This window comes from Bradyrhizobium sp. USDA 4516, assembly GCF_054055915.1.
Genome location: NZ_JBSRXT010000001.1, coordinates 7,311,105 through 7,335,016, shown reverse-complemented (window position 1 = coordinate 7,335,016; position 23,912 = coordinate 7,311,105). Strand labels below are relative to the sequence as shown.

Below are 23,912 nucleotides of genomic sequence, written 5' to 3'. Positions count from 1 at the left end.
CGCGCTTCGCGCGTCCGCCTGGAGTCAGGCTCCGCACTTTTAGCCAAGCTGCCGCGCATGCACCGCACCGCGAATTAGATCAGCTCGATCTGCGCCTCGGTCAAACCGCTTACCTTGACGCCGTGCTTTCCGTCGCTGACTAAGACGCTGAGTCGGCCTTTTGAGTCAATTCGCTCGATCAGCGCGCGAAAGCCGGAGAACAGGCCCTCGGCGACGCGGATCTCGCGCCCTACTCTCATTTCGGTTTGGTCTTTGACCTCGGCGACACTGATGAAGCCATAGCGCAGGAAGAGCTGCGCCAGAGCCCATCGACGTCGTGACGGCAGCATGTTCTCGATTTTGACAATGTCACGCAGCAGCTGCATCTCGGTCGGGTTGAGCCACGATCGAAGCTCTCCGAACTCGAGTAGATTGTCGACGTCAGGAATGCTGCGGATCTCACCGAGACGACCGAGCTCGAAATCAGGCAGGAAGATCAAGCCAGGCAGAAACGGCTTTTCGATCCGCCTGCCGAGATGCGGCCGCCGAGCCGGCTGGCCGCTACCGCGTTCGACGAAATGAACGACAGTCGGCGACCAACCGCTGATGCAGCGCTCGCCGAAAGCCTTGATGACCTTTGCGTCGCGACCAGGCATGACCTGCAGCACGCGCCAGCTCTCCGGCGTCGCCGGCACTGACAATCGACCGGAGGCCTCGACATAGCCGACGATCTGCCCCTTGCGGTATTGCATGTTCATTCGCTCTCCCCTGCGACTTGCCACGTCCCATCGCGGCGCGGCGGCCACGGCGCCGGCACGCGAAAGCCCTGTTTTGACTTCCTCAAACGGAAATTCGGGTTCGACGCCGAAACGCCGTGAACGCTCGGATCAAACGGCTCGAGGAAGATTCGCTCCGTCTGCGGCTCGGCGCCGGTCCAGAGCGCCAGGCGATCGCGCCAGGCGGCGAACTGCGGCGTCCCGAGGTCGACGACCTGCCAGGCCTCGCGATCGGCGCCGGCAAACTCAGCCATCGCGACCAGGTCAGCGCGCTCCGAGAGCCGCGTCCAGATGCCCTCACCGAGACCCTGCTCGCGGATGATGCGCAGCTCGCGCCGCTCGGCGATCAGCATCGCCACCGCCAAGCCATTGAGCTCGTCGCCCTGCACGAACCGTCGTTGCGGCGGCGCAGCCTTTGCCGGCGTAGCGCCAGGCGCCGGGAATTCGCGAAAGCCTCGCGTCCGCACCCAGAGATGAAAATTCATCGGCCTGCGCTGTTTGAGCTCGCGCAGTTTCGCCATGTAGAGCGGCACGGCATGACCGCACCAGGCGCGATCGTCCTGCGTCAGCTGGCGGAACTCCTCGAGCGCCAGGTCGCGCCGCATGACCTCGTGGCCGACATAGCCCTCGAATGCTGTCGCGAACTCGATCGGCTCGCTTTCCTCGATTGCCTTGTGATCGTCCGGAAATCCCCCGGAGGGGGACTTAGGGGGATCTTCCGGTTCAGGTTCAGAGATTAGGTGGTCGCACAGCTGCGAGGGCTGGCCGAGGGCTAACGGAGTCCTGACCGTTTCGGCCTCGGAATTTAGCCCTTGCTGCCAGCTAGGGCTAATCACCCTTGAATTTGTAGGCGATTCGTCAACACAGCGCCCGGCGGCCCTCGCCTCGATCGCATCGGTATCGGCGTCGACCAGCAACCGGATCAGATCCGTGGTGCGCTTGCCGCGACCTTCGCCATTGCGGCGGCCGTTCTCGTCGAGCCATTGCGCCGCCCGGCCAATCGCGCCGACCTCCTCGAGCCAGGCAAGCCGCCGACGAACCGTGTCCTGCGACAGATCGCAGTCCGACGCCAGCGACGGAATGCCGACCCAACAGAGACCATCGCCGTCGACATACTGCCCGATCGCGCGCAGGACGCTTTTTGCGTAAGGGTTGCCGAGCTCGAGATTGCGCGCCCAGGCCGTCGCCTCGTCCGAGGCGATGCGTCGCGCCCGCTTTTTCGCGGTCGTCATAACTTTGATTCCTGATGAAAGAGTCGGTTCGACGCGACGCAACAGCACTGAATTTTCACGCTGCAGGCGCCTGCAGGATGCGATCGGCGATCTCCTCGCCGGTCATGCGCGACGGCGCGCCGACCTCGACCGCACGCGCCAGGCGAACAAGCCATTCCGGCCGCAGGCCGCGCGGCGACAGTTCGCCGAGCTCTTTGCCCTTGACGACCAGCCAGCAGATCGCGTCCGCGAGCCGCATAGCCTCCGGAGTTTCCGCGGTCAGCGCCCGCAGCAAGGGCCGGGCGCGGCTCATGTCTGCACCTCCAGTCGCGCGTCACAAGACGGCGTCGCATCGCAGTGGATGCGCTCCTCGTCACGCCAGTATTCCGTCCAGTACTGATCGCGCCCGCCCTCAAATTCGCGCCGGCCAACCTTCACCATGTCGCAGCGAACGCAAGATTGCTCGGTTTTGAGCGGAAATCGGACCTTCTGGCCCCAACGGTGCCGGGTCGAGCCCGGATTGATGTTCGCAACTTGCGAAGTTTCCACCGCTGGGGTCATCGCTCCGCCTCACCCAGCAGATCGCCTTGCTGTTCGATCTCGGCGCCGCCGGCATAGCGCGTGGCGATCAGCGCACGTGCCACAAGGTGCCAGACGTGGATTCGCAGCCGCGGGTAGTCCCTCACCTCGCCGGAACGCTGGCAAAGACCGCGATCGAGATCGTCTCGCGACCGGCCGCGCAGCGTCTCGACGGCGTAGCGGCCAATGATGCGCGTACCGCCATTATTGCGGATGCGCATGCGCGCGATCTCAGTCACCTTGTTCGTGATGGCGGAATGCAGCTCGACCCGAACGACGATCATTGCCTCAACGCCCCTTTAATGCGCGCCTCGTTCTGCTGCAGCCATCGCAGCGTGTTCGCAGCGGCCTCTAGGCCATCGCGTTGGTACTGCGCGGCGGATGGATTCAGCTTGGTCCTCGCGCCACTGCGTCGATCTTTGATCTCGGTCTCGACGGCGGAGATTTGGCGGGTCAGCGAGATTCTGTCCGTCATACGCGCGGCTCAAGCCTTGGCTGCCCCGTGCGCTGGCCCGATATTTCGGCCGTCACCCGCTGGCGGCGCAGAAACGCCGGAATGTCGAGACCATCGTCGTTTGAATTGACTCCAGGTCGGTTCGCCGGCGGCTCGGCTGTATCGGCGCGGCCGGCAGCGACGGCGACGCTCGAAACGACTTCCCCGATCGGCAACGAGGCAACGTCGGTCGGTCGGGCTGGAGGATCGCCGGCGTGAGCTCCGGCGTCCGCAAACTGAGAGGCGGTAGCGGCCTGGTTGCCCCACGCATCCCAACCGGCCGGCAAGGGGTTCTCGGCATCGATGCGCGCGAACAGCTCGAGCACTGGCACGCCGCCGCCCATGGCAGCGATGATGTGCCGGTAATGCTCCGGCTTGCGCGAATGGCCGAGCGGGCGCGAGCGTTCGCGATGGTTGGAGCCGAACTTCTCGCCGGCCGCCGGTTTCGGCAGGCCCTTGCCGCGCTTGAACAGCAGCAGCAGCTCGTCCTGGTCGCGCACCAGGACGGCGCCGCCGGCCTCGTCAGGATGATCGTCGTCGTTTTTGGTCCAGACGAACGCCGTCGAATAGGCCTCAAAGCCCCATGCCAGCGCGACGGCCGAGGCTAGCGGCATCTGCGCGCGAACCTTGATGACCTCGCCGGTCCGCAGATCCGTCGCCTCGATCTCGGCCTCATGCCAGGCGAGCAGATGCGCGCGCGGAATCCAGAGAAACAGCCAGGCGTCCGGCAGGGCCATGTCCTTAACCGGCAGATCGCAGATCTCCGACCACGCCATGGTCGGATAGTGGTTTTCATAGGAGCGGCTGGTCACGCCTTGGTTTCGATGCCAGGGCGGATCGGCGTAGATGATCGGATACTTGCGGCCGGTCGGCTGCAGCGCCGAGGCGTCGGAGAGCGCCCTCGCCAGGCCGCGGCGATGCTCCCTGCCCTTTTCCTCGGCGGCGATCTTGGTCAGATCCATCGCGACGCGACTGGCACCGGCGCGCATTTCCTGCTCATGCCGGCCGAGCGCCGCCTCGAATTCGGCCGCATCCATCGCAGCCAGGCGTTGCGCCTTGGACGATAGCTTGCGGTCGATCCCGGCCTCCGCCAGCGTCGCCGGCCGCTCGGTTACCTGTTCCTCATCGGAACAGGTAGAACGCGACTGGTAAGGCCGGCCGCCCTTGGCGAGGCCGACAGTCGCTTTCTGCTCGGCAACGAGCTCGCCGAGGCGACGCTCCGCCCGAAACCGGATCTGCGCCGCCTGGATCTCGAGGTTGAGGTTTTTCGCGACCTTGGCGGCCAGGCGCATGGCCTCGGCCTGGTCGCGGACCGTCATGACCTCGTCAGCTGCAACCGCTTCGGCCAGCGCGCGACAGGCTGCCTCATATCGGACGAGCTCGGTCACGATGCGGCGTCCTCCTCATCATCGACGATGATGGCGACGCCGTCGCCGCATTGGGCGATGGCGGCGACGCTGCCCTCGAGCATATCGAGGTGAAGGTTGATCGCGTCCTCGGCGATAGCGGTCACCTTGTCGCGCGTCGCAACGGAAAAGGCGGCCAGACGCGCCGCCGTGCTTGGCCGGACCGAGATCAGCACGCCCTCGCCGCCGAACCCGGCGAGCATGCCGCCCTGCGTCACGGTTGACAGCTCGCCGCGCTCGACCAAGCCCTGCATCAGCCGGTTCGCGTTGTTTGGCGAGCAGTCCATTGCCTCGGCCAACGTGCGGCGCGACGGCATCACGCCATGTCGGCCGACAAACTCGGTAATCGCGGTCAGCGCGTCGACCATGCGACGCGTCAGCCCCATGCCTTCTGATGCGGGAACGTCGGTCAAAACGGAACCTCCTGCGGAAACGGAATGTCGTGAACGCGCATCAGCTCGAGGACGATCTGCTCGAGTGAAGGGATCGCCGAGCGCGGCCGGCGGTTCTTCATGTTTTGCTTGTGGGTGCACCAGGCGAGATTGTCGTCGCGGTTGTCGAGCGTTTGCCCGTTGCCGTGGTCGACGTGATGCGTCCGCATGAACCGCTCGGAGCGCGGATCTCGGACGATCTTGATCTCGCGATGTTGACGCAGCGTCGCGCGATCAGGCCCGACGTTGCGCTTCGCGTAGAGCTGCCAAGGCGTGCGCGAGCCCCAAGACACGTTCCAGGTATTTCTCGACAGCCAGTCGTAATCGCAGGCGTCGACCAGCGACCAGATGTTATCCCGCGCCGACAGGATGATCCGGCGCCAGGGCGTCAGTCCGGAATCGAGCAGCTGCTCGATCGAGACGGTCTCGCTCGGCCGCACAGCGCTGGCGAATGAGCCGTGCATCACAGCATCCCCAGCGCCTGCATGTAGGTCTCGAGGATCGCCTCGTCGGCCTCGCGGTCAATCGGGTCCTGCTGTCGGATTCTGATGATCGCGCGCAGCGCCTTGACGTCGAAACCGTTGCCCTTTGCCTCGGCGAACACGTCGCGGATATCGTCGGTGATCGTCTTTTTCTCCTCGGTCAACCGCTCGACCCGTTCGATGATCGATTTCAGCTGGTCCTTGGCGATCGTCGTCGCGCGGGTTTCTGCCGCCGGTTTCCTGGTCATCGGCGCACCCAGCGAAAGCCGGCGCCGATATCAACCTGTGCGTCCCGCTTCGGCCAAGCGATGGCGCTCAGAACAGCCGCTAGACCGAGGCCGAGAAAGATGCCCATCAGCGTGTAGAGCTGCGGGTCTGAAAGCCGCTCGGTGATCATGGAATAATCCCCCTCTCCAGCGCGGCAAGCCGACGCTGCGCCGCCTCCATGTCCACGCGTACCTTGGCGATTTCGTAGGTTCGGCGCATGGCGACCGCCCACGGCTGATTGCTGCCCCTTGTCATGGTCAGGAGCACGAGGTCGCCAACGTCGCTGTTGATCAGCCGGTCCAGCGCCTCGAAATCCGGCGCCGCCTTTCCGGTTTTCCACCGGTAACAATCGCGCTCGGACCGCCCCGTCCGAACGTGCATTTCCCATATAAAATCAGCCTTGAATCGCTTTTGCAGCACGTCGAGTACGCGCAGCCAGGACTGACGACTTCGTCGCGCTTTACTGACGACTTTGTCAGTGGCGGGATTTGACTGTTCCCGCGCGGGTTTTACGCTGCGGGTCATGTGTTCAGTTGCTCTGCGTTTTCTGTGCGGGGACCGACCCCGACCCAATCGTTCGGCGTTACGGCACCGGACGTCAGCTCAAAGATCGTGGCCATCGCTCTGGCGGCGGGCTCACGCTCGCCAGCCCGGTAGCGTCGCACCGTCTCACCGGACCAGCCTGCCCTTTTGCCAAAGGCAGCATTGGTCTCCCCCGTCGTCGTCATCCAGGCAGCGAATCGCATGAGGACGAGCATGCACCATTATGGTGCCAACACAATGGAAATATGCACCAATCCGGTGCGTTCTCTGTGCACCAATTCGGTGCCAAACCCCTTTTCCATGAAGGGGAAATATCCAAACGGCCTTGAAGGGGCGATGGCCCGAGCCAACCTGTCATCGGTCAAATTGGCCGAACTGGCCGGCACGTCACGCCAGCAGATCAACAAGCTGACGAGCGGCGAACGGGAAATGACGGCCATCTGGGCCGAGCGTCTGGCGCCGCTCCTGAAAGTCCCGCCGGAGAACTTGGTATTCCCTAACCTTCGGCGCTCGCGCGTCCCCCTAATCTCGTGGGTTAGCGCTGGCCGGGCTTTTCAGCAGGAAGGCGTCCGCAAGAGCGACGTCAAGAAATACATCACCACTGCGGATCTGCCCAAAGGCGAGTGGTATGCCCTTGAGGTCGATGGCGATAGCATGAACCTGATCGCGCCGGAGGGCAGTTATATTTTCGTCAATCGGGCCGACCAGAACCTGGTCAACGAAGGCTTTTATGTTTTTACCATCGGCGCCGGCGAGACGACCTTCAAACGTTACCGCGCTGCCGAACGTGGACGTCCCGCTCGGTTGCAACCATATTCAACGAATCCCGATCATGAAACGATGATTCCGACCGAGCAGACACTCGTATTCGGCCGCGTTGGGCTCGTCCTCAACGACCTGATTACGCGCCGCTAGGCTGCTGGAGGCGGAGCATTGATCGACCGCTTGAACCGGTCGATGTCCCTGAATTTCACTGTCGTTCCTTGCATGACCGCCTCGACCGAACCATCGGCCGTGACGCGATAAGGAATGCCTGCGAGCACGCCATCCGGCTCAAACAGCTTTGGTGCGCGATCAATGACGACAGTGCTCGTTCTTCCGCCCAGCCAGGACGAGTGACGCAACTTGCGAGGATCAGTATCCCTTAACGATGCCGGCCCAGGGGTCTCGCGCGACGCGAGAAGCCGTTCCATCCGCAGATCTCGCGAGCAGAGTACCAGGACGAGCGCGATCAGCGGAGAAATCACGAGCGCGATTAGGAACCAGATACCCGCATTGCGGCCACGCTTATCGGCAGCAACGGCCGGTATAATCGCAAGCAAAAGCCAAATGATCAAAATTGCCATTCAGCGACTATAGGTTACGCATGACCTCTAGTTGTACGCACCAAATTGGCGTCAAGCAGGCATTGACCACGCACCATTTTGGTGCATGATCGCTTCCCGTGAAAAACAAATGGGAAACCAACAATGCGACGTACGTCCTGCAACCGCCTTCCCGCCGCCAGCCGCGCACCAACCATTCAGGCAACCGTTCCAGACTACATTGATACCGCGCTCGTAAAGCCACGTTCACCACTTTCGCCGAGCGAGACGGTCCAGCGTATGGCCGATGACATGCGCGCCGCCTCCTATCGCGAAGGCGGCATCACCGAGGACGATCTCGAGCGGCTGGGCTTCACTCGTGCGCAGATCAAAGCCCACGCCGCTGATGCGCGCGCGCTGGCCCATCAGCTCGCCGGCCCGTGTCTTTGAGCACGGCCGTCCTGATGAGGCGCCTTCAACGCAATCACTACATCGCGCTTGCGCTGCTCGAATACAGCCCATTCAAGCGGCACCCGCGCGGTGGCTGGCGGTTCGGCGCCCGGAGGATCACCAGCGAAATGGCCGACCGCCTGATCGCCTGCGGTCGCGCGCAAATCGTGGGCGACAGGCTGCAGCTAGTAAGGCCGGAGCCTCGTGCATGAGCGCGCAGGTCACCGAGAAACGACTGCTCGACGCTATCGCGCTCGTCTCCGAGGTGATCATTCTGCATGGGGAAAAATACGCGCCGCTACTTGATCGCCTCGAGCAGGAGCTCGAGGCGATCAAACGCTATGAAGATCCGGTCAGCCGCGCTCGGCGATACCTTGAACAGCATGCATCGGAGCGACGAGGCATTCAGCGGGCGGTTCTTTAGGCATGGCCAGCTATCGCGCGGAATCGCAACGGGGCTTCCATCAGAGTAAATACGTCGGCTCCAACCGAGGCGATTAACGCCCGGTCCTCTTCTCTGATATCCGCGTTTTCATCGTAAACAGCCTCGCGTTTCACGTCAGGGAACGGAGACATGAGGTCATAGAACATAGCGAAGTGCTGCGTTACTACCTGACGATGAGCAAGGGTCGCCAAGAAGTGTTCCGGTCGGCTTTGCGTTTGGTCCAAAATAACTGGAAGGCGATAGCGACGACCGCTCTTGCCGAGGAATTCTTCAGTCGGACGCAAACGAGCACCAACAATCTCGCGCGCTCTTTCAAACACAACCGTCCGAAAATCGTATTCGTTCTGACGCCGCAGCTCATAAACGTAATCAGCCACCGAGCGAGACGCGTTGGCGACTAAGCAAATCACCTGCGGCAAAGCCTCCTGGCTATCTGCTGTTGCCGACACTCTCCCATTGGAAAAGACGCAGCGGTATCGGTGGCAAAATTCGTTCAGCCTTTGGCTGACGTGTCGGCTAAGACTGACGCCAGCATTTGTCAGACGCATTGCCGCGAAGCCTGCGTCATGGGCAAGAAGGTGGTCGCCCACGGCTTCAATCACAACCGATGTGAGTTCGCCGTCGCCGTATGCAACGGGCACGGTGACTTCATAGCCCAGACTTGTTTCTTGGGCTGAGACCAGTGACCTTACCGCCGCTTCAATTTCGGAAGCCTTCATCACCATTTCGAAAGCTCCAACTGAATCCCCCGAGGAGGAGATAATACGCGAAATCGGCAACCGACATTAGCCGTGACCAAAAATTCGTGCAGCCAGTGGTTAAATGGGCGCACGCGATTGTCGGCTTCCGCTTCCATCTTCGGCCACCTTTGCCAGTGGGTGCCACCGATCTTGGCGGGCGCCAAGAGGTTGCGATGAAAACGGGCCGGATTGACGTCCAACGCCAGAAGCCGTTCATTCCGGAACACAAGCGAGAACCCGTATTTTGGTGGCTCTCGCAGCTTATGTGCCGTGACGATGACGCGCCCCCTTAAGCGGAGCGAGCCGGGCACATGAACGCGCATGTAAGCCTGAGAATAGTCGGCTTGATTCGCAGAACGCCAGCGGGGCGCGTGGGAAGCGACTTTTTCCGACGTAAGGAACTCACTCACCAGTTCGTCAAAGGTCGCCATTACACCAGCCCCGCCGACTATCGGCGTGATTTTGCAGCACAACCAAAAGTTAGCCTAGACTGGTCGCGCTAGCGAAGATCGGTTGCGGTGTTTAGCCCTTCGTAGACCCTTCGGTTTCCAACCTTGCCGGAACATGCAGGGAACAGATGTACTCTGGCCGCGTCCAACAAAACGTGCAACAAGCAAACAGCAAACCACGTAAGCTGTTAATATCATTGCATGATTTTGGTGGATATAGCGCAATGGCGCTCCCTAGCGGAATCGAACCGCTCTCTCCACCGTGAAAGGGTGGCGTCCTAACCGATAGACGAAGGGAGCAAAACTCCCGGCAAATCAATACGTTAGACGTGAGATGCGCCGGACTGGCCACAGCCCTCAAGCCGCGACGGGCGAACGTATAGTGGCGATTGGCCGGGCGGGCAAGCGTTCAGAACGCTTTTCCCGGCTTGCAGGTCACAGGGAAGGACATCTGGAGATCACCTGCAGGACAATCCGGCCTCGATCGAGGTCCAGAAGCCGCAATGCGTCGGCACATGCGCATGCGCCCGCGAGCCCCCGACGTGAATCAGGATTGCGGCAGCAAGCGCGACGACGACGACGGGAACAATAAATCTTCGGATCGACATGGGCCTGCGCATCGACCGACATCGTGGCCTAACTAAGGCCTGCGAGCCGGCTGGATGTCCAGGAACAGCGCTCAGCGCCAGCCGCTAGTGATTGCTGGCGACGTCCTGACGATTATTCGGCTGCGCCGCCACAGGCGTCCGCTTGATGCAGGTGCTGCAGATCACGAGCTTGCGCGCCAGCCGGTCGTCGGCATCCGCTTCCGACAGTTGCGCCGGCGATGCCTCCGCCACCGCAGGCGACGCATTCCGCGCATGGCGCCGCGGCTGCGGGAGATTGGGATCCTGTCCGGCACCGTCCCAGGCCAGCGGACCTGTCCCCGGCGGCGGCGTGGTCATGCTGTATTGCTGCGAGACCTGCGCGCAGGCGCCGACAGCGATCGGAAGAAACAGCACAGCGGCCTTGCGAGCCCAGTTCCGGAATGCAGACATGATCACACTCTCACGCTATTCGTACTGCGACCTAAGAGCAGAACCGCTAAGAAATCGTTTGCCCTGATTGTTCCGTCGCATCCAACCGCGTCGGCATCAAGACGGGATTGAGGCGCCAAGGCGCAAATCAAGACGGCAATCCGGAGTCCAATCATGCCAGGCATCAACGGTCGCTTCGACGGCAAGCGCGTGCTCGCCGATCTCAACGCGCTGCGCGCGATCGGCGCCTACAAGACCGGCGTGCACAAGCCGACATTCTCGGAACCGCATCTGCGCTCGCTCGACTGGCTCGCGACGCGTTTGCCCGACGCCAATCTCACCGCAACGATCGACGGCATCGGCAATGTGCTCGGCTCCAGCGCGAAGGCGGGGCCAAAACTGCTCGCCGGCTCGCACCTGGAGAGCCAGAACCATGCGGGCTGGCTCGATGGGCCGCTCGGCGTGATCTACGCGCTCGAGGCGGCGCGCGTCATCAACACCGACCCGGACGCGAACGGCGCGGTCGAGGTCGCCGCGTGGTGCGACGAGGAAGGACATTTCGGCAGTTTCCTCGGCAGCCGGTCGTTTGTCGGCGCGGTGACCGAAGCCGACATCGACGCAGCCCGCGACCGCTCCAGCGATCGCACCATGCGCGATGCATTGCGCGACGCAGGCTTCGCCGGCCGCCCGCGCCTTAATGCCGAGGCCAGCCGCCATATCGGCTATCTCGAAGCGCATATCGAGCAAGGCGACACGCTGGAGAGTAGCGGACTCAAGATCGGCGTCGTCACCTCGATCGTCGGCATCTGGCAGTACCGCATCACGTTCGCCGGCGAGCAGAACCACGCCGGCACCACGCGGATGGCGGTGCGCAGGGACGCCGGCCTCGGGCTGGCGCGGTTCTGCGTCGCGATCGACGACAGCTTCCCTGCCCTGTCGGGACCGCGCACGGTGTGGACCACCGGCCGCATCACGCTGGACCCAGGCGCACCGAGCATCATTCCAGGCGGCGCCGAGATGCTATTCCAGATTCGCGACGACAATCCCGAAGTGATCGGCCGCCTCGAACAACAGCTGCATCGCCTGGCGGCCGAGGCCACCGCTCAGGGCCGTTGCGGTGTGAAGGTTGAGCGCATCCGCACCGGGGTGCCCGCGATGATGACGCCTGCATTCCAGGATGCGATCGAAGCCGCGAGCGCAGCCTGCGCCGGCGGCAAATCGATCCGCATGCCGAGCGGCGCCGGCCATGACGCCCAGGTCCTCGCCACCATCATGCCGGCGGCGATGCTGTTCGTGCCGTCGATCGGCGGCATCAGCCATCACTGGAGCGAGAACACCGACGACGCCGATATCGTCACGGGTGCCGAGGTCTTTGTCGAAACCTGCCGGCGCCTGCTCGCAGGTTAGAGCACCTTCAGGTCGGACCGCCCCCGGTTGCCCGACTTCAGCGAAGCCAACGCGTGCGAGTCCTGCACGGTGCTTCTCCTCGCGGTGAAGAAAACGTACAGCAAGCAGATGTCGATCAGGATCGTGCCGGCCATGACGCCGTAGGCCCACGGGCTTTCCATCAGCTTCACTTCGATCAATACGCGCGACAGGCCGAATCCCACGACCCACGCATCAAAGCTCATGCAGATCCGGCGAAACGTCTCGGCGTCCAGCCGCCGGATCAGCCAGGCACCGAGCGGTATGCCGAGGACAACGCAGGGAACCAGCACAAACAGGATGCTCCGGCTCTCGTCGATGAACAGACCGAGCTTGTAATACGCGATTGCAGTCAGGCTGGACTCCGTCACCCGAACCAGTGCGAGACCGGCCCGAAACTCATCTTTGACGAGGCCCTGATTGTTGAAGAGGATCGCCAGCGGCGGGCCCGAAATGGTCGTGACCGAGTACAAGATCCCGAGCATCGTTCCGAAAGGCAAACCGACCAGCCATTTCGACTGGATCGGCCTCCGCCAACCGGCCGCCTGCAGCAGAATGAGCGGCAGAATGATCGAGTAGGTGGCGAACTTGGTCCAGCCGGGCTGAAGCGACGTCAGCGCAAAGGCTCCGACCGCGATGCCGGGCAGCATGCCGATGAGAATAGGCAGCACGCGCCGCCACACGGCCGGAACGCCGCTCAGATTGATGCACAGGACATACAGATTGACGAAGACTTCGACGATGACCACCGCGGGATTGAGGACGCGGTTGGTGTAGAAGACGAGTGCGACCGGCACCGTGAGCGAGGAAAACCCGTAACCAAGCGCGCCATTTACAAACGCCGCAAACAGCGCGATCACGGCAAGAACGATCGCAGCAAAATCAATCGAAAGCATCTCTGGCTTTTACCGGATCAGTCGCCTTGCCCACGGCATTATAGCCCAACGACGGGGACGCGGTGCCGAAAGCTGATCGGACCCACAGGCCGCGATCCCGGAATCGTCGGGCTACCAAAGCTCCTGCGCCTGGAACGCCATGGACCTGGCGCTTGGCAGGAACCTGTCCGGGAGCCGCCCTAGGCCCTTAGCTGATCAAGGTCCGCAACGGCACTTTCCAACCCGCTTTCGTAAGGCACCGTGGCATATTGGTCACGAGAACGGCATCAGACCGATTTGCAATCCGCTGAACTTGCTGCCATTTCTTCGGCACGCATCGCTTTGGTGCCATTAAAGGGGCCCGTCCGGCTCATGTTGTTGCTTGAGTCGCTTCCAACCGTCATCGGCGCCGCCGCCATTGCCCCCGCATTGCTGGTGTTGTGGCTGGTCATCGCCGCTGACGAGCGCCCCGGACCGCCGGTTCAGGTGTGGCTCGCCTTCGTGCTCGGCGCGGCCAGCATCTCCCTGCTCGGCTTGGCGCGAATTCCGTTCAATGCGCTGCTTGCCATTCCCGACAATCCCTGGGCGACGCAGGCGGTGCGTGCAGCTTTCGGAGTCGCGGCACCGGAGGAGATCGTCAAGGTGCTCGTCATCGTCGTCATCTCGACGCGGCGCCGCGCCTTCGCCGATCCGATGGATACGGTGGTCTATGGCGCGGCCGCCGGACTTGGATTTGCCGCCTATGAGAACCTCGCCTATCTGGTCCAGCACAAGGACATGTGGCGCGCGCTCGCGGCATTGCGCAGCGTGCTCACGGTGCCGTTCCACGGCGCGCTCGGCATCATCGCCGGCGCCTATCTTGCGATCGCGCGCTCCGGTGGCGCGCTCGGCGCTTACCGGGGTCACCGCGACTGGGCGCGCATGACGAATTGGGCGCTGGTGCTGGTCGCGCCGGTCGCGCTGCACGCGGCGTTCGATTTTCCGCTGCTCGCGCTCCAGCGCATCCCCGATCTCGGCTCGACCACGCGGCTGCTGCTCGGCTCGGCCAGCGTGCTGATCGGCTTCTCCTCGATCGGCTTTGCAATCCGCCTGGTGCGACGCCTCGGCAAGCATCATGCGCCGCGCACCGACGTTGCGCGCGAGCGGCTCAGCCAGCTCCGGCGGATGTGGGCGCTGCTGCTGATCGGCGGCGGCGCCGGCTTTGCCGGCGTCTCCTTCCTGCTCACCTCGCTGCATCATTGGTACGTCAATCCCGAGCGCAATGCGTCGTTCATCCTGGTCCCGATCGGCTTCACCTCGATCCTGATCGGACTGGCGCTGCTCATCGCGACCACCGCCGTCTACTTCCTCGGCCGCAACCGGATGCGGACTGCCTCGGAGGGCTTTCCGTCCGCTCCCGGTCAAAGCTAGCGCCCCGGCCGGCACCGCTCCCCTTGCAAAACAACCTCGGCGGGTTCAGGGAGAGACACAGACCAGGCGCGAGAGGACGATGGGGCACAACTACAAGAATTATCGGCCGGATATCGACGGCCTGCGGGCCGTTGCCGTCTCGTTGGTCGTGCTCGGCCACGCGTTCCCGCAATATGTTCCCGGGGGTTTCGTCGGGGTCGACATCTTCTTCGTCATTTCCGGCTACCTGATCACCGGGATCATCTATGGCGACATTCAGAACGGGAGCTTCAGCCTTGCGACGTTCTATGCGCGTCGCATTCGCAGGATTTTTCCCGCCCTGATCGTCGTCTTGATCGCCGCCTTCATCGCCGGATGGCAACTTCTGATGCCGAGCGAGTTGGTGGCCCTTGGAAAGGAGATTGCGGCAGGCGCGGGTTTCTCGGCAAACCTGCTGTTCTATTCGGAGGGTGGCTATTTCGATGCGGCCGCGCAAACGAAGCCGCTGCTCCATCTCTGGTCGCTCGGCATCGAGGAACAGTTCTATCTTGTCTGGCCTTTGCTGCTGTGGGCGCTGATGCGATGGCGGATCGCCGCCGCCGCTCCCCTTGCCCTGATCTTCATCGCATCGCTTGTCGCAAATATCCTGGTCGTTCGAACCAACCCTGAAGCCGCATTCTACCAGCCGTTCACGCGGGCGTGGGAGCTCGCGGCCGGAGCATTGGTGGCCGTCTGCCTGCCCAACGGATTCTCCGCGGCGCGCGACCTTCTCGGATGGTTCGCGCTCGCGGTGATCGCTGCGGTAACCGCATTCTATTCGCCCTCCATGACCTACCCCGGGATCGCAGCGGTGGCGCCGGTCGCCGCAGCTGCCGCCCTCATCATGTCAGGTCGCAATCGATTTCTCTCGACCCGTACCGCGGTCGCGATCGGGCTGATCAGCTATCCGCTCTACCTCTGGCATTGGCCGATCCTGGTTTTTGCGGCGAGCTTCAAAGGTCGTCCCCTGACTTTGGCCGAGAACGGGCTGGCCGTTGGGGCCAGCTTCATTCTGGCCTGGGCAACCTATCGCTACGTCGAGCGCCCAATCAGGTTCGGGCAGTGGCGGGTGACGCCGGTCCTTGCGGCATCGATGGTGGCCGTTGCATCGGTGGGAGCATTGGCGATCGTCGACGGCTTTGCCTTTCGGCTTCCGGCGATCGTTCGCGAAGCCGGCGCCATGACCGTATCCAGGGACTTCCTGAGATACGGCGAATGTCATATCTCCGCTTCCGCCGATCCCGCGTTTGATCCGAGTTGCGTTGACGCCAGCAAGCGCCCGCTTGTTTTCGTATGGGGCGATTCGACCGCCGGCATGCTTGCCGCCGGGCTGCGGCAAGTCCAGGGCGATCAATTCGGGTTAGCCCAGTTCACCGTCAATTCCTGCCCGCCACTCTTCACCGCGCAGGCCGAGACCATTCCGTTTTGTGTTCAAACCAATCGCCACATCGTTGCTGCGGTTGCCCGCTCGCACCCCGATGTCGTGCTTCTGCACCTGGCGTGGAGCAAAGAACCCACCGCCGACGATCTCCGCCCGACGATTGTCGCCCTCAGACAGGCCGGCGCCGCCCGTGTCATCCTGGTCGGCCCTGTCCCGGTCTGGACCGACACGGTGCCCCATCTGACGGTGCAATATTTCCTGCGCCATCATACATTGATCCCGGAACGCAGCCACGATGTGCGATCGACCAAGCAGACTGACGACAGGATTGGGCAGATCGCCGCCGATCTCGGGATCGAATATCTGTCGCCCTATGACGAGCTCTGCAACGCGGACGGATGTCTGACGAGGGTCGGGACCAGCGCAAACGACCTGGTATCGGCCGACTTCCTGCATCTGTCGCCGCGCGCCTCGCGATATCTGGCGGCCAGGCTTGTGCCAAGGATTCTGGCTGTCGAAAACCGCCATGCAGAAAGATGAGCGCACAGCTATTGCCGCCGCAACTGACGGGCTGACCATTTATAACCGGTTAGGATAGACTGCACACGCGCAGATCCGGAGAGCCGCGATGACCCTGTCCAACGACCTCGACAAGCTGCGATCGGAAATGCAGGCCGCGGTGAAGGCGCACTGGAAGGCGTTCCTGTTCGAAGGCATCCTGCTGGTGATCCTCGGCATCGCCGCGATGATCGTGCCGACCTTCGCAAGCCTCGCCGTCACCATCTTCCTCGGCTGGATGTTCCTGATCTCAGGGATCGGCGGGCTGATCGTGACGTTCTGGGCGCGCAACATGCCGGGCTTCTGGTGGTCGCTGATTTCGGCCGCGCTCGCCGTGCTGGCCGGCATGGTGCTGCTCGCCCGTCCGATGCAGGGTGTGCTGACGCTGACCATCGTGGTCGGCGCCTATTTCGTCGCCGAGGGCGTCGCCACCGTCATGTACGCGCTGGAGCACCGCCGCGAATTGTCGGGACGCTGGTCCTGGCTGCTGATCGCCGGCCTGATGGACATCGTGATCGCCTTCTTCATCATCGCGGGCTTGCCGGAATCCGCGGGATGGGCGATCGGCCTCCTCGTCGGCCTCAATCTGATGTTCGGCGGGGCGACCCTGATCGGCATGGCGTTGGCGGCGCGCAACACCTGACGCCGAACCGCGGGGGGCTTGCATTTGGGGGGTGACAGCCCCAAATCCCTGCGCTATAGAGCCGCCCCATGATCACCGTCGCCACCAGCTATTTTTGGTACTTTAGCTACGACAGCTCGCTGGCGGCAGGAGGATCGCGCTCAATCTGAAGAATTGCAGCAAACGTCCAAAACAAGCCGCCAGACCTGGCGGCTTTTTTGTGTGCCGGCAGGTCCCGAAATCCAAAGGAGCCAGCCGTGTTGAGTACGACAGACGATCTTCGCATCAAGGAATTGAAAGAGCTCAGTACGCCCGAGGAGGTGATGCGGGAGGTCCCGCGCACCCTGACGGCGACCCGGGTGGTGATGGGCGCCCGCAACGCCGTCCACGCGATCCTGAACGGCACCGATGACCGCCTGCTGGTCGTCGTCGGCCCCTGCTCCATCCACGATCCCGCGGCGGCCGTCGATTACGCCGAGCGCCTCGCCAGCCTGCGCGAACAGCTCGCCGACCGCCTCGAGATCGTGATGCGGGTCTATTTCGAGAAGCCGCGCACCACCGTCGGCTGGAAGGGGCTGATCAACGATCCCGATCTCGACGGCAGCTTCGACATCAACAAGGGCCTGCGGCTCGCCCGCAACGTGCTGTCGGCGGTGAACAATCTCGGCCTGCCGGCCGGCACCGAATTCCTCGACATGACGACGCCGCAATACATCGCCGATCTGGTTTCCTGGGCCGCGATCGGCGCGCGCACCACCGAGAGCCAGATCCATCGCGAGCTGGCTTCCGGCCTGTCCTGCCCCGTCGGCTTCAAGAACAGCACCGACGGCGGCGTGCGGATCGCGGCGGACGCGGTGAAGTCGGCCTCGCACCCGCATCACTTCATGGCGGTCACCAAGGGCGGCCGTTCAGCGATCGCCGCGACCAGCGGCAACGAAGACTGCCACGTCATCCTGCGTGGCGGCCGGGCGCCGAACTATGATGCCGCGAGCGTCGATGCTGCCGCCGCCGAGCTCGGCCGCGCCGGTGTCGCGGCGCGGCTGATGATCGACACCAGCCACGCCAACAGCAGCAAGAAGCCGGAGAACCAGCCAGCGGTTGCCTCCGACATCGCGCGCCAGGTCGCAGGCGGCGAACAGCGCATCATCGGCGTGATGATCGAGAGCAATCTTGTCGCGGGACGCCAGGACGTCGTGCCAGGCAAGGCGCTGACCTACGGCCAGAGCATCACGGATGGCTGCATAGACCTCGGGACGACGGCTGACGTGTTGAAGCAGCTGGCCGATGCCGTCGACGCAAGGCGCAGCGTGCGGCGTGACGGCCTGCAGGAGCGTTCGGCCTGACGCGGCCGAACGGATTGAGCGTTGCCGGCGGGGCGAATATCGCGCCTCGCCGGTCAGCTGCGTGGGTTAGCAACCGCGGCAGATGCTCTTGATCTTCCTGTCGAGCGCCGCGTCTTCCTTGTTGGCCTGACTGTTCGGATCGCTGATATTCTTCTCGCTGCCAACGTCGCCGCGGCGCGGCTGACGATGTCCGATCGGCGCCTCCGGGACCGTCCCGCCCTTCTGCATGGAGGACGATCCGCCCTGTTGCTGCGCCCAGGCTTGGGAGATGCCAAGCTGGGGCGCTCCGGCCGCAACCATCATCAGAGCCATCAACAAAACTGTCTTCCGCATCTCGCGTCTCCGCTTCTCAACCCTATCGCGCCCGTTCCGGCACCTCGACGGTAGCACAGTTGCGTCGCCCCTGCGCTGCGCAATCCTGTACCTTCCGTATATCGGCCATCGTGCCAAGGAGCCAGATTCCCGCGGCGACCAGCACCACAAAGAAGCCGAACATCACAGCATTTTCGATGCTGCGGTTGCCCTCATCCTCGGGCGGCTCCTGCCGTCCGTCCCCGGCCCCGCTCATCGCCGCCTCAGGATTGCGGCGGGTAAAGATGAACGTCACCACAATAATCGACGATACGGTAGCGCCGTTCCATCGGATCTTCACGTTCGCGGGAAGCCGGCTGCGACAAATAGCTCGGGCCGATCGGCGCCTTGCCGTGGCCGCCGGGGATGTCGAGCACATAATCCGGCTGACAAAGTCCGGACACACGCCCGCGCAACGCCCGCATCAGTTCCTGCCCGGCTTCGATCGTGGTGCGCAAATGCGCTGTGCCGGGCGCAAGGTCGCCGTGATGCAGATAATAGGGCTTGATCCGGCACTCGACGAAGCCGCGCATCAGCGCCTCGAGCGTCGCAGCATCATCATTGACGCCGCGCAGCAGGACGGACTGGCTTACCAAGGGAATGCCGGCGTCTGCAAGGCGCGCGCACGCTGCGCGGGCATTGTTGCTCAGCTCACGCGGATGGTTGGCATGGATCGCAATCCAGGTCGTCGCGCCTTCGACCCGCAGTGCCGCGATCATCTCGGGATTGATACGGCCCGGATCGGCGATCGGAACACGGGTGTGGAGGCGAACGATCTTCACATGATTGATGTCGGCGAGATCGGCCATGATCTCGGTCAGCCTGCGCGGCGACAGCATCAAGGGATCGCCGCCGGTCAGGATGACTTCCCAGATCTCCGGATGGCTGCGGATGTAATCCAGCGCCGCACGGTAGGCGTCATCGGACAAGGCCGAGGCCTTTCCCGGCCCGACCATTTCGCGCCGGAAACAGAACCGGCAATACACCGCGCAGACATGGACGAGCTTGAACAACACCCGATCGGGATAGCGATGCACGATTCCGGCGACCGGCGAATGCGCATCGTCGCCGATCGGATCGGCGTTCTCGCCCGGCTGCTCGACGAGTTCGTCGGCGCTCGGGATGAACTGCCGCGCGATCGGGTCGGCGGGATCGGCCGGATCAATCAGCGCGGCGAGCTCCGGCGTCACCGCGACCGCGTAGCGCGCAGCAACCCGCTCGAGCCCGGCCAGTGCTGCGACCGGCGCGAGCCCGGCATCGACCAGCTCGCGCGGCTGTCGCAGCGTCGCCGCCAGTTTTGCATCGATCCTGTTCATGTCTCTCCCGCAGGCGGCGTCCAGACCACCTGATCAATTCGTGGCGCGCCGCTCGCCAACATCACCAGCCGGTCGAAGCCGAGCGCGACGCCGCTGGCCTCCGGCATCTGGCCGACCGCGGCAAGGAAATCGTCATCGAGCGGATAGCGCTCGCCATAACGGCGGGCCTTCCCATCCATCGCTGCGGTGAAACGATGGCGCTGCTCTGCCGCGTCGGTCAGCTCGCCGAAGCCGTTGGCGAGCTCGACGCCGCAGGCATAGACCTCGAAACGCTCGGCGACGCGCTGATCGCCGGCCTTGGTGCGCGCCAGCGCGGCCTCTGGCGACGGATATTCGAACAGCACCGTCAGACGGCCCTGTCCCAGATGAGGCTCGATATGATCGACCAGCACCTTGCTGAAGATATCGGACCAGGTGTCGTCATCTGCAACCCGCACCCGCGCTGCTGCAGCCGACGCCAGCGCTTCGCGGTCGCCTTCGCCGCCTGAGATCGTCGCCAACAGATCGATGCCGGCGAAGCGCTCGAAACCTGCCGCGACCGTCAACAACTCCGGCTCCGCAAACGGATCGGCCGTCCTGCCGCGGAATGAAAACCGGCCGATCCCGGTCGCCTGAGCCGCATGGGCGATCACCACGATCGTGTCGGCCATGATGGCGTCATAGCCGGCATTGGCGCGGTACCATTCCAGCATGGTGAATTCGGGCAGATGCAGGTCGCCGCGCTCGCGGTCGCGGAACACCCGCGCGAACTCGTAAATCTTCGGCTCGCCGGCCGCGAGCAGCTTCTTGCAGGCGAACTCCGGCGAGGTGCGCAGATAGCGGGGCGCATGTGAGCCATCGGCCTGCCTGAGCTCGGTGCGAGGAGCGTGCAGATGGGTCTCGTTGCCCGGCGAGATCTGCAGGATCGCGGTCTCGACCTCGGCAAATCCCTGCTCCTCGAACCAGGCGCGCAGCGCTCGCGTGATCGCCGTCCGCGCCTGCAGGAACGGCCTGCGGTCGGCATAGCGCTGCGGCATCCACCAGGGCGACGGCCGGTCATGAGCTGTCATCGCCAGAGCATCCTCACGGATTCAACATCAACGAGCCGCCATCCGCACTCAAGAGTCCCGCGCAACCGATTGATTCCACACAAATTCATAAGCCTACACAGCCCGAGCCTCCGCGGAACGCAGCGAGGCTGATCCCTTCTTGTCGAAAGACGCGCACCTTGTCCATGCGCGCGCGTGGCTGAACCTGAACCACGGCTCGCGCGTCCCATCCGCAGATTCGATGAAACGGATGAGCCCATGGCCGAAAAATAGGGCCGATCGGGACGGCCGGGACGGTTGGCAACCTTGCGAATTCGGCCGCAAAAGACTGGCATCTCAGGGACAAATCAGTATGTTGCAGCCCGAAATCGCCGCCATGGCCGAGGGGCTGCCGATCCGGTTGGCGCCCTTAGGCTCTCAAATTCAGGAAAACACCTTTGAAAGTCATCGCCAGTTCCATCCGCAAGGGCAACGTCATCGAGCAGGACGGCAAGCTCTATGTGGTCCTGTCCGCCGAGAACATTCATCCCGGCAAGGGCACCCCGGTCAGCCAGATCGAAATGCGCCGCATCGGCGACGGCGTGAAGGTCTCGGAGCGCTACAAGACCACCGACCAGGTCGAGAAGGCCACCGTCGAGGACCACAACTACAACTACCTCTATGAAGATGGCGACGGCTTCCACTTCATGAACAACGACAACTACGACCAGGTCCAGGTCTCCAAGGAGATCGTCGGCTCGTCCGCGCCGTATCTGCAGGAGAACATGACCGTGAAGCTCTCGATGCACGAGGGCAACCCGGTCGCGATCCAGCTGCCGCAGCGCGTGACGCTGGAAGTGGTCGAGACCGAGCCTGTGACCAAGGGCCAGACCGCCTCCTCGTCCTACAAGCCGGCCATGCTGTCCAACGGCCTGCGCACCGGCGTGCCGCCGCACATCACCACGGGCACGCGCATCGTGGTCATGACCGAAGACGGTTCCTACGTCGAACGCGCCAAGGACTGAGCGCTTGAGGCGCGGTGGGATTTGAAATGAATCGTCACCGCGCCTCAACTTGTTGGTTAAGCGTCAACTTTACCGAAAACCGCTACACACTTTTCCGGAACTTGCTTTAGTCTTACGGGCGATCAGACATGAGCCCGGGGTGTGCAGTGAACAGGAAGGTGGTCAGCTTCGTCAGTTGCTGGCTGGCAGCCCTGCTCTCGCCTCTTCCCGGCGCCCATGCCGACGAATTCCGAACGCCATCGATCTCGGCCACGCGGGTCGAATGGCGCGCCGTGCTCGACCAGCTGCGGCAGGAGATCGGCAGCCGCCCGGCCATCGCCGCCGGCTTCACTTTCGCAGGCCAGCGCCGCGTGCCCGCCACCGATCCGCGGGCGACGCCTGCGCTGGTGCAGTTGAACGCGGTGACAGCGCCGCTGTTTCCCGGCATTGCGCAGAGCCCGATCCCGGTGCTGCTGCCGCTCGACCCCGCAAGCTATCTCGACGCGCGGCAAAACGGTGCGCTGGACAGCCTGTCGATCGCGCGCTACCAGGCCGACTTCCGCGCGGTCGATTTCTTCCATGCCGGTGCATCGGGCTACGATGCCGTGTTCTCGCTCGACCCCGGCGCCGGCGACGGCCTGCCGCCGCGGACATTTGCAAAGCCGGTCGAGGTGCAGATTTCCGGCTCGATCCTGGTTTACGACCTCGCCGACCGGCTCGGCGGCAAGGGCGAGCCGGTCAGGACGCTGGCCGCGCAGTTTCCGGACCTGCGCCGCTTCATTCGCGAGGGCTATGTCCGCTACGCCTTCACCCGCTTCGGAATTCCCTATGTCGTCTCGATCCAGTGCCTCGACAGCGCGCCGCGGCCGAAGCGGCTGGCCTGCCGCGAGGCCTATCCGGTCGCCGAGCGGTTTCTGAGGGCCCTGCGCATTGTCGGCGGCCAGCCGTCACGGCCACGCAGCGACGTCGCCTCCGACATCGCCGAGCGGCCGGCCGCGCAATCCGCCGACTTCACCTACCACCCGAGCGGCGACATCGTCGCGGGCAGCGGCGGCCGCAGGCAACAAGGCGGCCACGCCGACTTCACCGTCTATTCGCAGATCCGCTTTCCGCTCGAGAAGGCGCCGGCCTTCGCCCACTCGCAATCCTTCGCCAAGCGCAAGCCCGGCGCGGCCATCGACACGTATCCCTGGCAAGACAATTTCTGCGAGGCGCGCAGCTTCGAGGTCGGCCAATGCGCCAGCGGCTACGGCCATCAGGGCCAGGACATCCGCCCCGGCGCATGTCCTGTCGACAGCAAAGATGGCTGCGACCCCAAGCAGCAGGCGGTCGTTGCGGTGCGCGACAGTATCGTGATCCGCTCGGCGCAGCAGCAGGCCGCGACGTTGCAGGTCAACACCCGCACCGAGCATGTCCGCTTCCGCTACATGCACATGAACCCGTCAGTGATGGATGCAGACGGCCTGCTCAACGGACGCCGCGTCAGCGAGGGCGAGAAGATCGGCGTGGTCTCGAACTATCTCGACCACCCCAACGGCACATCGCGGCATCTGCATTTCGACGTCCAGCTGTTTACGCGCGACGGCTGGCTGTGGGTCAATCCCTACACCACGCTGGTGTCGGCCTATGAGCGGCTGATCCGTGGCCGCGGCCGCGAGATCGGACCGGAGCCCGGGCTTGCAGCCGCCGTGGCCCATGCCCTGCCCGACGACGTCGTGCATCGCATCGACACCCAGGAAGGCGGCGGCAATTAGAGTGTTGTCGAGCGAAGGGGACACCGGTTCGGGGCGCACTGCCAAAATATCGAAAACAACCCCATGCAAAGTAGCCGGCGGCTGCCGTCGTTCGACACGACAACTTGACACGTCGGGCAAATCAGCGGCATTATTCCATTATTCCGAAATTGTGCAAACGCCCACCGCAGGTTCCATTCGGAATCGCATCGATGCGCGCCATGTCGCGGCGACAATTGCCAGCTTGAATGATCATGATGGAAGCAGCAATCCGCGGGAACCTGTCCCGCTTTGACCG

31 protein-coding genes and 1 tRNA gene are annotated in these 23,912 nt (G+C 63.5%); 10 read left to right on the top strand and 22 right to left on the bottom strand.

Translation table 11 applies throughout. The features are described 5' to 3' along the window. Positions 1–74: 74 nt before the first annotated feature. From nusG to ACVI1L_RS33530, 12 genes are read right to left on the bottom strand one after another with little or no spacing between them, the layout of a single operon-like run. Positions 75–785, bottom strand: coding sequence for a transcription termination/antitermination protein NusG (nusG, locus tag ACVI1L_RS33585; RefSeq protein ID WP_456784847.1), 711 nt, complete (start codon positions 783–785; stop codon positions 75–77). Beyond that, positions 734–1,987 (bottom strand): helix-turn-helix domain-containing protein, encoded by a 1,254-nt coding sequence (locus tag ACVI1L_RS33580; RefSeq protein WP_456784846.1) that lies wholly within the window; start codon positions 1,985–1,987, stop codon positions 734–736. Before ACVI1L_RS33580 ends, nusG begins: the two co-directional genes overlap by 52 nt. A gap of 55 nt (positions 1,988–2,042) precedes the next feature. Further along, positions 2,043–2,279: a hypothetical protein gene (locus ACVI1L_RS33575; protein WP_456784845.1), complete on the bottom strand. Its 237-nt coding sequence runs from the start codon at positions 2,277–2,279 to the stop codon at positions 2,043–2,045. Beyond that, positions 2,276–2,527, bottom strand: coding sequence for a hypothetical protein (locus tag ACVI1L_RS33570; protein WP_456784844.1), 252 nt, complete (start codon positions 2,525–2,527; stop codon positions 2,276–2,278). Before ACVI1L_RS33570 ends, ACVI1L_RS33575 begins: the two co-directional genes overlap by 4 nt. Continuing rightward, positions 2,524–2,829 (bottom strand): hypothetical protein, encoded by a 306-nt coding sequence (locus tag ACVI1L_RS33565; RefSeq protein WP_456784843.1) that lies wholly within the window; start codon positions 2,827–2,829, stop codon positions 2,524–2,526. Before ACVI1L_RS33565 ends, ACVI1L_RS33570 begins: the two co-directional genes overlap by 4 nt. After that, on the bottom strand, positions 2,826–3,020 hold the full coding sequence (locus tag ACVI1L_RS33560; RefSeq protein ID WP_456784842.1) for a hypothetical protein: 195 nt from the start codon (positions 3,018–3,020) through the stop codon (positions 2,826–2,828). Before ACVI1L_RS33560 ends, ACVI1L_RS33565 begins: the two co-directional genes overlap by 4 nt. Further along, positions 3,017–4,426, bottom strand: coding sequence for an MT-A70 family methyltransferase (locus tag ACVI1L_RS33555; protein WP_456784841.1), 1,410 nt, complete (start codon positions 4,424–4,426; stop codon positions 3,017–3,019). The genes ACVI1L_RS33560 and ACVI1L_RS33555 overlap by 4 nt, the downstream gene beginning before the upstream one ends. After that, entirely contained in the window at positions 4,423–4,812 is a 390-nt protein-coding gene (locus ACVI1L_RS33550) for an ABC transporter permease (RefSeq protein WP_456784840.1), read from the bottom strand. The genes ACVI1L_RS33555 and ACVI1L_RS33550 overlap by 4 nt, the downstream gene beginning before the upstream one ends. A gap of 41 nt (positions 4,813–4,853) precedes the next feature. Beyond that, a complete protein-coding gene (locus ACVI1L_RS33545; RefSeq protein ID WP_456784839.1) occupies positions 4,854–5,339 on the bottom strand; it encodes an HNH endonuclease in 486 nt (161 codons plus the stop codon). Continuing rightward, positions 5,339–5,605 (bottom strand): DUF2312 domain-containing protein, encoded by a 267-nt coding sequence (locus ACVI1L_RS33540; protein WP_456784838.1) that lies wholly within the window; start codon positions 5,603–5,605, stop codon positions 5,339–5,341. The genes ACVI1L_RS33545 and ACVI1L_RS33540 overlap by 1 nt, the downstream gene beginning before the upstream one ends. Continuing rightward, positions 5,602–5,754 carry a hypothetical protein gene (locus ACVI1L_RS33535; protein WP_456784837.1) on the bottom strand — a complete coding sequence of 51 codons (153 nt, stop codon included), beginning with the start codon at positions 5,752–5,754 and terminating at the stop codon, positions 5,602–5,604. The genes ACVI1L_RS33540 and ACVI1L_RS33535 overlap by 4 nt, the downstream gene beginning before the upstream one ends. After that, the gene (locus tag ACVI1L_RS33530; RefSeq protein WP_456784836.1) at positions 5,751–6,149 is read right to left on the bottom strand and encodes a hypothetical protein; all 399 of its coding nucleotides are present in this window, start codon (positions 6,147–6,149) and stop codon (positions 5,751–5,753) included. Before ACVI1L_RS33530 ends, ACVI1L_RS33535 begins: the two co-directional genes overlap by 4 nt. Positions 6,150–6,380: 231 nt before the next feature. Between ACVI1L_RS33530 and ACVI1L_RS33525 the strand changes: the two genes are divergently transcribed. Continuing rightward, positions 6,381–7,082, top strand: a complete 702-nt coding sequence (locus tag ACVI1L_RS33525; RefSeq protein ID WP_456784835.1) for a S24 family peptidase — start codon at positions 6,381–6,383, stop codon at positions 7,080–7,082. Here ACVI1L_RS33525 and ACVI1L_RS33520 read toward each other — a convergent pair. Beyond that, positions 7,079–7,513 (bottom strand): hypothetical protein, encoded by a 435-nt coding sequence (locus ACVI1L_RS33520; protein ID WP_456784834.1) that lies wholly within the window; start codon positions 7,511–7,513, stop codon positions 7,079–7,081. The genes ACVI1L_RS33525 and ACVI1L_RS33520 overlap by 4 nt on opposite strands. A gap of 123 nt (positions 7,514–7,636) precedes the next feature. On the opposite strand from ACVI1L_RS33520, the gene ACVI1L_RS33515 reads away from it, so the two are divergent. After that, complete coding sequence (locus tag ACVI1L_RS33515; protein ID WP_456784833.1) at positions 7,637–7,921, top strand: hypothetical protein; 285 nt, start codon at positions 7,637–7,639, stop codon at positions 7,919–7,921. 208 nt (positions 7,922–8,129) lie between these two features. Beyond that, positions 8,130–8,345, top strand: coding sequence for a hypothetical protein (locus tag ACVI1L_RS33510; protein WP_456784832.1), 216 nt, complete (start codon positions 8,130–8,132; stop codon positions 8,343–8,345). Here ACVI1L_RS33510 and ACVI1L_RS33505 read toward each other — a convergent pair. The 4 genes from ACVI1L_RS33505 to ACVI1L_RS33490 form a co-directional block, all read right to left on the bottom strand. After that, positions 8,342–9,091 (bottom strand): hypothetical protein, encoded by a 750-nt coding sequence (locus tag ACVI1L_RS33505; protein WP_456784831.1) that lies wholly within the window; start codon positions 9,089–9,091, stop codon positions 8,342–8,344. The genes ACVI1L_RS33510 and ACVI1L_RS33505 overlap by 4 nt on opposite strands. Continuing rightward, positions 9,085–9,537, bottom strand: a complete 453-nt coding sequence (locus ACVI1L_RS33500) for a hypothetical protein (RefSeq protein ID WP_456784830.1) — start codon at positions 9,535–9,537, stop codon at positions 9,085–9,087. The genes ACVI1L_RS33505 and ACVI1L_RS33500 overlap by 7 nt, the downstream gene beginning before the upstream one ends. A 243-nt stretch (positions 9,538–9,780) precedes the next feature. Then, positions 9,781–9,855 (bottom strand) — tRNA-Glu (locus ACVI1L_RS33495). A gap of 392 nt (positions 9,856–10,247) precedes the next feature. After that, positions 10,248–10,592 carry a hypothetical protein gene (locus ACVI1L_RS33490; protein WP_229189471.1) on the bottom strand — a complete coding sequence of 115 codons (345 nt, stop codon included), beginning with the start codon at positions 10,590–10,592 and terminating at the stop codon, positions 10,248–10,250. Positions 10,593–10,745: 153 nt separating this feature from the next. On the opposite strand from ACVI1L_RS33490, the gene ACVI1L_RS33485 reads away from it, so the two are divergent. After that, entirely contained in the window at positions 10,746–11,978 is a 1,233-nt protein-coding gene (locus ACVI1L_RS33485; RefSeq protein ID WP_456784829.1) for a hydantoinase/carbamoylase family amidase, read from the top strand. Here the strand turns inward: ACVI1L_RS33485 and ACVI1L_RS33480 are convergent. Beyond that, the gene (locus ACVI1L_RS33480; RefSeq protein ID WP_347340168.1) at positions 11,975–12,856 is read right to left on the bottom strand and encodes a sulfite exporter TauE/SafE family protein; all 882 of its coding nucleotides are present in this window, start codon (positions 12,854–12,856) and stop codon (positions 11,975–11,977) included. The genes ACVI1L_RS33485 and ACVI1L_RS33480 overlap by 4 nt on opposite strands. Before the next feature lie 387 nt (positions 12,857–13,243). Between ACVI1L_RS33480 and ACVI1L_RS33475 the strand changes: the two genes are divergently transcribed. From ACVI1L_RS33475 to ACVI1L_RS33460, 4 genes are all read left to right on the top strand, one after another. Further along, positions 13,244–14,281 carry a PrsW family glutamic-type intramembrane protease gene (locus tag ACVI1L_RS33475; RefSeq protein ID WP_028342108.1) on the top strand — a complete coding sequence of 346 codons (1,038 nt, stop codon included), beginning with the start codon at positions 13,244–13,246 and terminating at the stop codon, positions 14,279–14,281. 79 nt (positions 14,282–14,360) lie between these two features. After that, on the top strand, positions 14,361–16,220 hold the full coding sequence (locus ACVI1L_RS33470) for an acyltransferase family protein (RefSeq protein ID WP_456784827.1): 1,860 nt from the start codon (positions 14,361–14,363) through the stop codon (positions 16,218–16,220). 88 nt (positions 16,221–16,308) lie between these two features. Further along, the gene (locus ACVI1L_RS33465; RefSeq protein ID WP_092083436.1) at positions 16,309–16,881 is read left to right on the top strand and encodes an HdeD family acid-resistance protein; all 573 of its coding nucleotides are present in this window, start codon (positions 16,309–16,311) and stop codon (positions 16,879–16,881) included. A gap of 236 nt (positions 16,882–17,117) precedes the next feature. Beyond that, positions 17,118–18,203 carry a 3-deoxy-7-phosphoheptulonate synthase gene (locus tag ACVI1L_RS33460; RefSeq protein WP_057018573.1) on the top strand — a complete coding sequence of 362 codons (1,086 nt, stop codon included), beginning with the start codon at positions 17,118–17,120 and terminating at the stop codon, positions 18,201–18,203. Between the two features lie 66 nt (positions 18,204–18,269). Here the strand turns inward: ACVI1L_RS33460 and ACVI1L_RS33455 are convergent, their stop codons facing one another. The 4 genes from ACVI1L_RS33455 to epmA are packed head-to-tail and all read right to left on the bottom strand — an operon-like array spanning position 18,270 to position 20,919. Next, positions 18,270–18,515 carry a hypothetical protein gene (locus tag ACVI1L_RS33455; protein WP_225644401.1) on the bottom strand — a complete coding sequence of 82 codons (246 nt, stop codon included), beginning with the start codon at positions 18,513–18,515 and terminating at the stop codon, positions 18,270–18,272. Between the two features lie 43 nt (positions 18,516–18,558). Continuing rightward, positions 18,559–18,810 carry a hypothetical protein gene (locus ACVI1L_RS33450; RefSeq protein ID WP_225644190.1) on the bottom strand — a complete coding sequence of 84 codons (252 nt, stop codon included), beginning with the start codon at positions 18,808–18,810 and terminating at the stop codon, positions 18,559–18,561. Continuing rightward, entirely contained in the window at positions 18,779–19,870 is a 1,092-nt protein-coding gene (locus ACVI1L_RS33445) for a lysine-2,3-aminomutase-like protein (RefSeq protein WP_057018574.1), read from the bottom strand. The genes ACVI1L_RS33450 and ACVI1L_RS33445 overlap by 32 nt, the downstream gene beginning before the upstream one ends. Next, positions 19,867–20,919, bottom strand: coding sequence for an EF-P lysine aminoacylase EpmA (gene epmA / locus ACVI1L_RS33440; RefSeq protein WP_456784825.1), 1,053 nt, complete (start codon positions 20,917–20,919; stop codon positions 19,867–19,869). Before epmA ends, ACVI1L_RS33445 begins: the two co-directional genes overlap by 4 nt. 416 nt (positions 20,920–21,335) lie before the next feature. Here epmA and efp point away from each other — a divergent pair, with 416 nt between their 5' ends. Next, on the top strand, positions 21,336–21,902 hold the full coding sequence (gene efp, locus ACVI1L_RS33435) for an elongation factor P (RefSeq protein WP_016844580.1): 567 nt from the start codon (positions 21,336–21,338) through the stop codon (positions 21,900–21,902). Between the two features lie 128 nt (positions 21,903–22,030). Beyond that, entirely contained in the window at positions 22,031–23,635 is a 1,605-nt protein-coding gene (locus ACVI1L_RS33430; RefSeq protein ID WP_456784823.1) for a M23 family peptidase, read from the top strand. Positions 23,636–23,912 lie beyond the last annotated feature (277 nt).

Excerpts from the sequence above, each read along its gene's own strand:
- ACVI1L_RS33580 (WP_456784846.1), bottom strand. The coding sequence starts at position 1,987 with ATGACGACCGCGAAAAAGCGGGCGCGACGCATCGCCTCGGACGAGGCG.
- ACVI1L_RS33575 (WP_456784845.1), bottom strand. The coding sequence starts at position 2,279 with ATGAGCCGCGCCCGGCCCTTGCTGCGGGCGCTGACCGCGGAAACTCCG.
- ACVI1L_RS33570 (WP_456784844.1), bottom strand. The coding sequence starts at position 2,527 with ATGACCCCAGCGGTGGAAACTTCGCAAGTTGCGAACATCAATCCGGGC.
- ACVI1L_RS33565 (WP_456784843.1), bottom strand. The coding sequence starts at position 2,829 with ATGATCGTCGTTCGGGTCGAGCTGCATTCCGCCATCACGAACAAGGTG.
- ACVI1L_RS33560 (WP_456784842.1), bottom strand. The coding sequence starts at position 3,020 with ATGACGGACAGAATCTCGCTGACCCGCCAAATCTCCGCCGTCGAGACC.
- ACVI1L_RS33550 (WP_456784840.1), bottom strand. The coding sequence starts at position 4,812 with ATGGTCGACGCGCTGACCGCGATTACCGAGTTTGTCGGCCGACATGGC.
- ACVI1L_RS33545 (WP_456784839.1), bottom strand. The coding sequence starts at position 5,339 with ATGCACGGCTCATTCGCCAGCGCTGTGCGGCCGAGCGAGACCGTCTCG.
- ACVI1L_RS33540 (WP_456784838.1), bottom strand. The coding sequence starts at position 5,605 with ATGACCAGGAAACCGGCGGCAGAAACCCGCGCGACGACGATCGCCAAG.
- ACVI1L_RS33535 (WP_456784837.1), bottom strand. The coding sequence starts at position 5,754 with ATGATCACCGAGCGGCTTTCAGACCCGCAGCTCTACACGCTGATGGGC.
- ACVI1L_RS33530 (WP_456784836.1), bottom strand. The coding sequence starts at position 6,149 with ATGACCCGCAGCGTAAAACCCGCGCGGGAACAGTCAAATCCCGCCACT.
- ACVI1L_RS33525 (WP_456784835.1), top strand. The coding sequence starts at position 6,381 with ATGCACCATTATGGTGCCAACACAATGGAAATATGCACCAATCCGGTG.
- ACVI1L_RS33520 (WP_456784834.1), bottom strand. The coding sequence starts at position 7,513 with ATGGCAATTTTGATCATTTGGCTTTTGCTTGCGATTATACCGGCCGTT.
- ACVI1L_RS33515 (WP_456784833.1), top strand. The coding sequence starts at position 7,637 with ATGCGACGTACGTCCTGCAACCGCCTTCCCGCCGCCAGCCGCGCACCA.
- ACVI1L_RS33510 (WP_456784832.1), top strand. The coding sequence starts at position 8,130 with ATGAGCGCGCAGGTCACCGAGAAACGACTGCTCGACGCTATCGCGCTC.
- ACVI1L_RS33505 (WP_456784831.1), bottom strand. The coding sequence starts at position 9,091 with ATGGTGATGAAGGCTTCCGAAATTGAAGCGGCGGTAAGGTCACTGGTC.
- ACVI1L_RS33500 (WP_456784830.1), bottom strand. The coding sequence starts at position 9,537 with ATGGCGACCTTTGACGAACTGGTGAGTGAGTTCCTTACGTCGGAAAAA.
- ACVI1L_RS33490 (WP_229189471.1), bottom strand. The coding sequence starts at position 10,592 with ATGTCTGCATTCCGGAACTGGGCTCGCAAGGCCGCTGTGCTGTTTCTT.
- ACVI1L_RS33485 (WP_456784829.1), top strand. The coding sequence starts at position 10,746 with ATGCCAGGCATCAACGGTCGCTTCGACGGCAAGCGCGTGCTCGCCGAT.
- ACVI1L_RS33475 (WP_028342108.1), top strand. The coding sequence starts at position 13,244 with ATGTTGTTGCTTGAGTCGCTTCCAACCGTCATCGGCGCCGCCGCCATT.
- ACVI1L_RS33470 (WP_456784827.1), top strand. The coding sequence starts at position 14,361 with ATGGGGCACAACTACAAGAATTATCGGCCGGATATCGACGGCCTGCGG.
- ACVI1L_RS33465 (WP_092083436.1), top strand. The coding sequence starts at position 16,309 with ATGACCCTGTCCAACGACCTCGACAAGCTGCGATCGGAAATGCAGGCC.
- ACVI1L_RS33455 (WP_225644401.1), bottom strand. The coding sequence starts at position 18,515 with ATGGCTCTGATGATGGTTGCGGCCGGAGCGCCCCAGCTTGGCATCTCC.
- ACVI1L_RS33445 (WP_057018574.1), bottom strand. The coding sequence starts at position 19,870 with ATGAACAGGATCGATGCAAAACTGGCGGCGACGCTGCGACAGCCGCGC.
- epmA (WP_456784825.1), bottom strand. The coding sequence starts at position 20,919 with ATGACAGCTCATGACCGGCCGTCGCCCTGGTGGATGCCGCAGCGCTAT.
- ACVI1L_RS33430 (WP_456784823.1), top strand. The coding sequence starts at position 22,031 with ATGAGCCCGGGGTGTGCAGTGAACAGGAAGGTGGTCAGCTTCGTCAGT.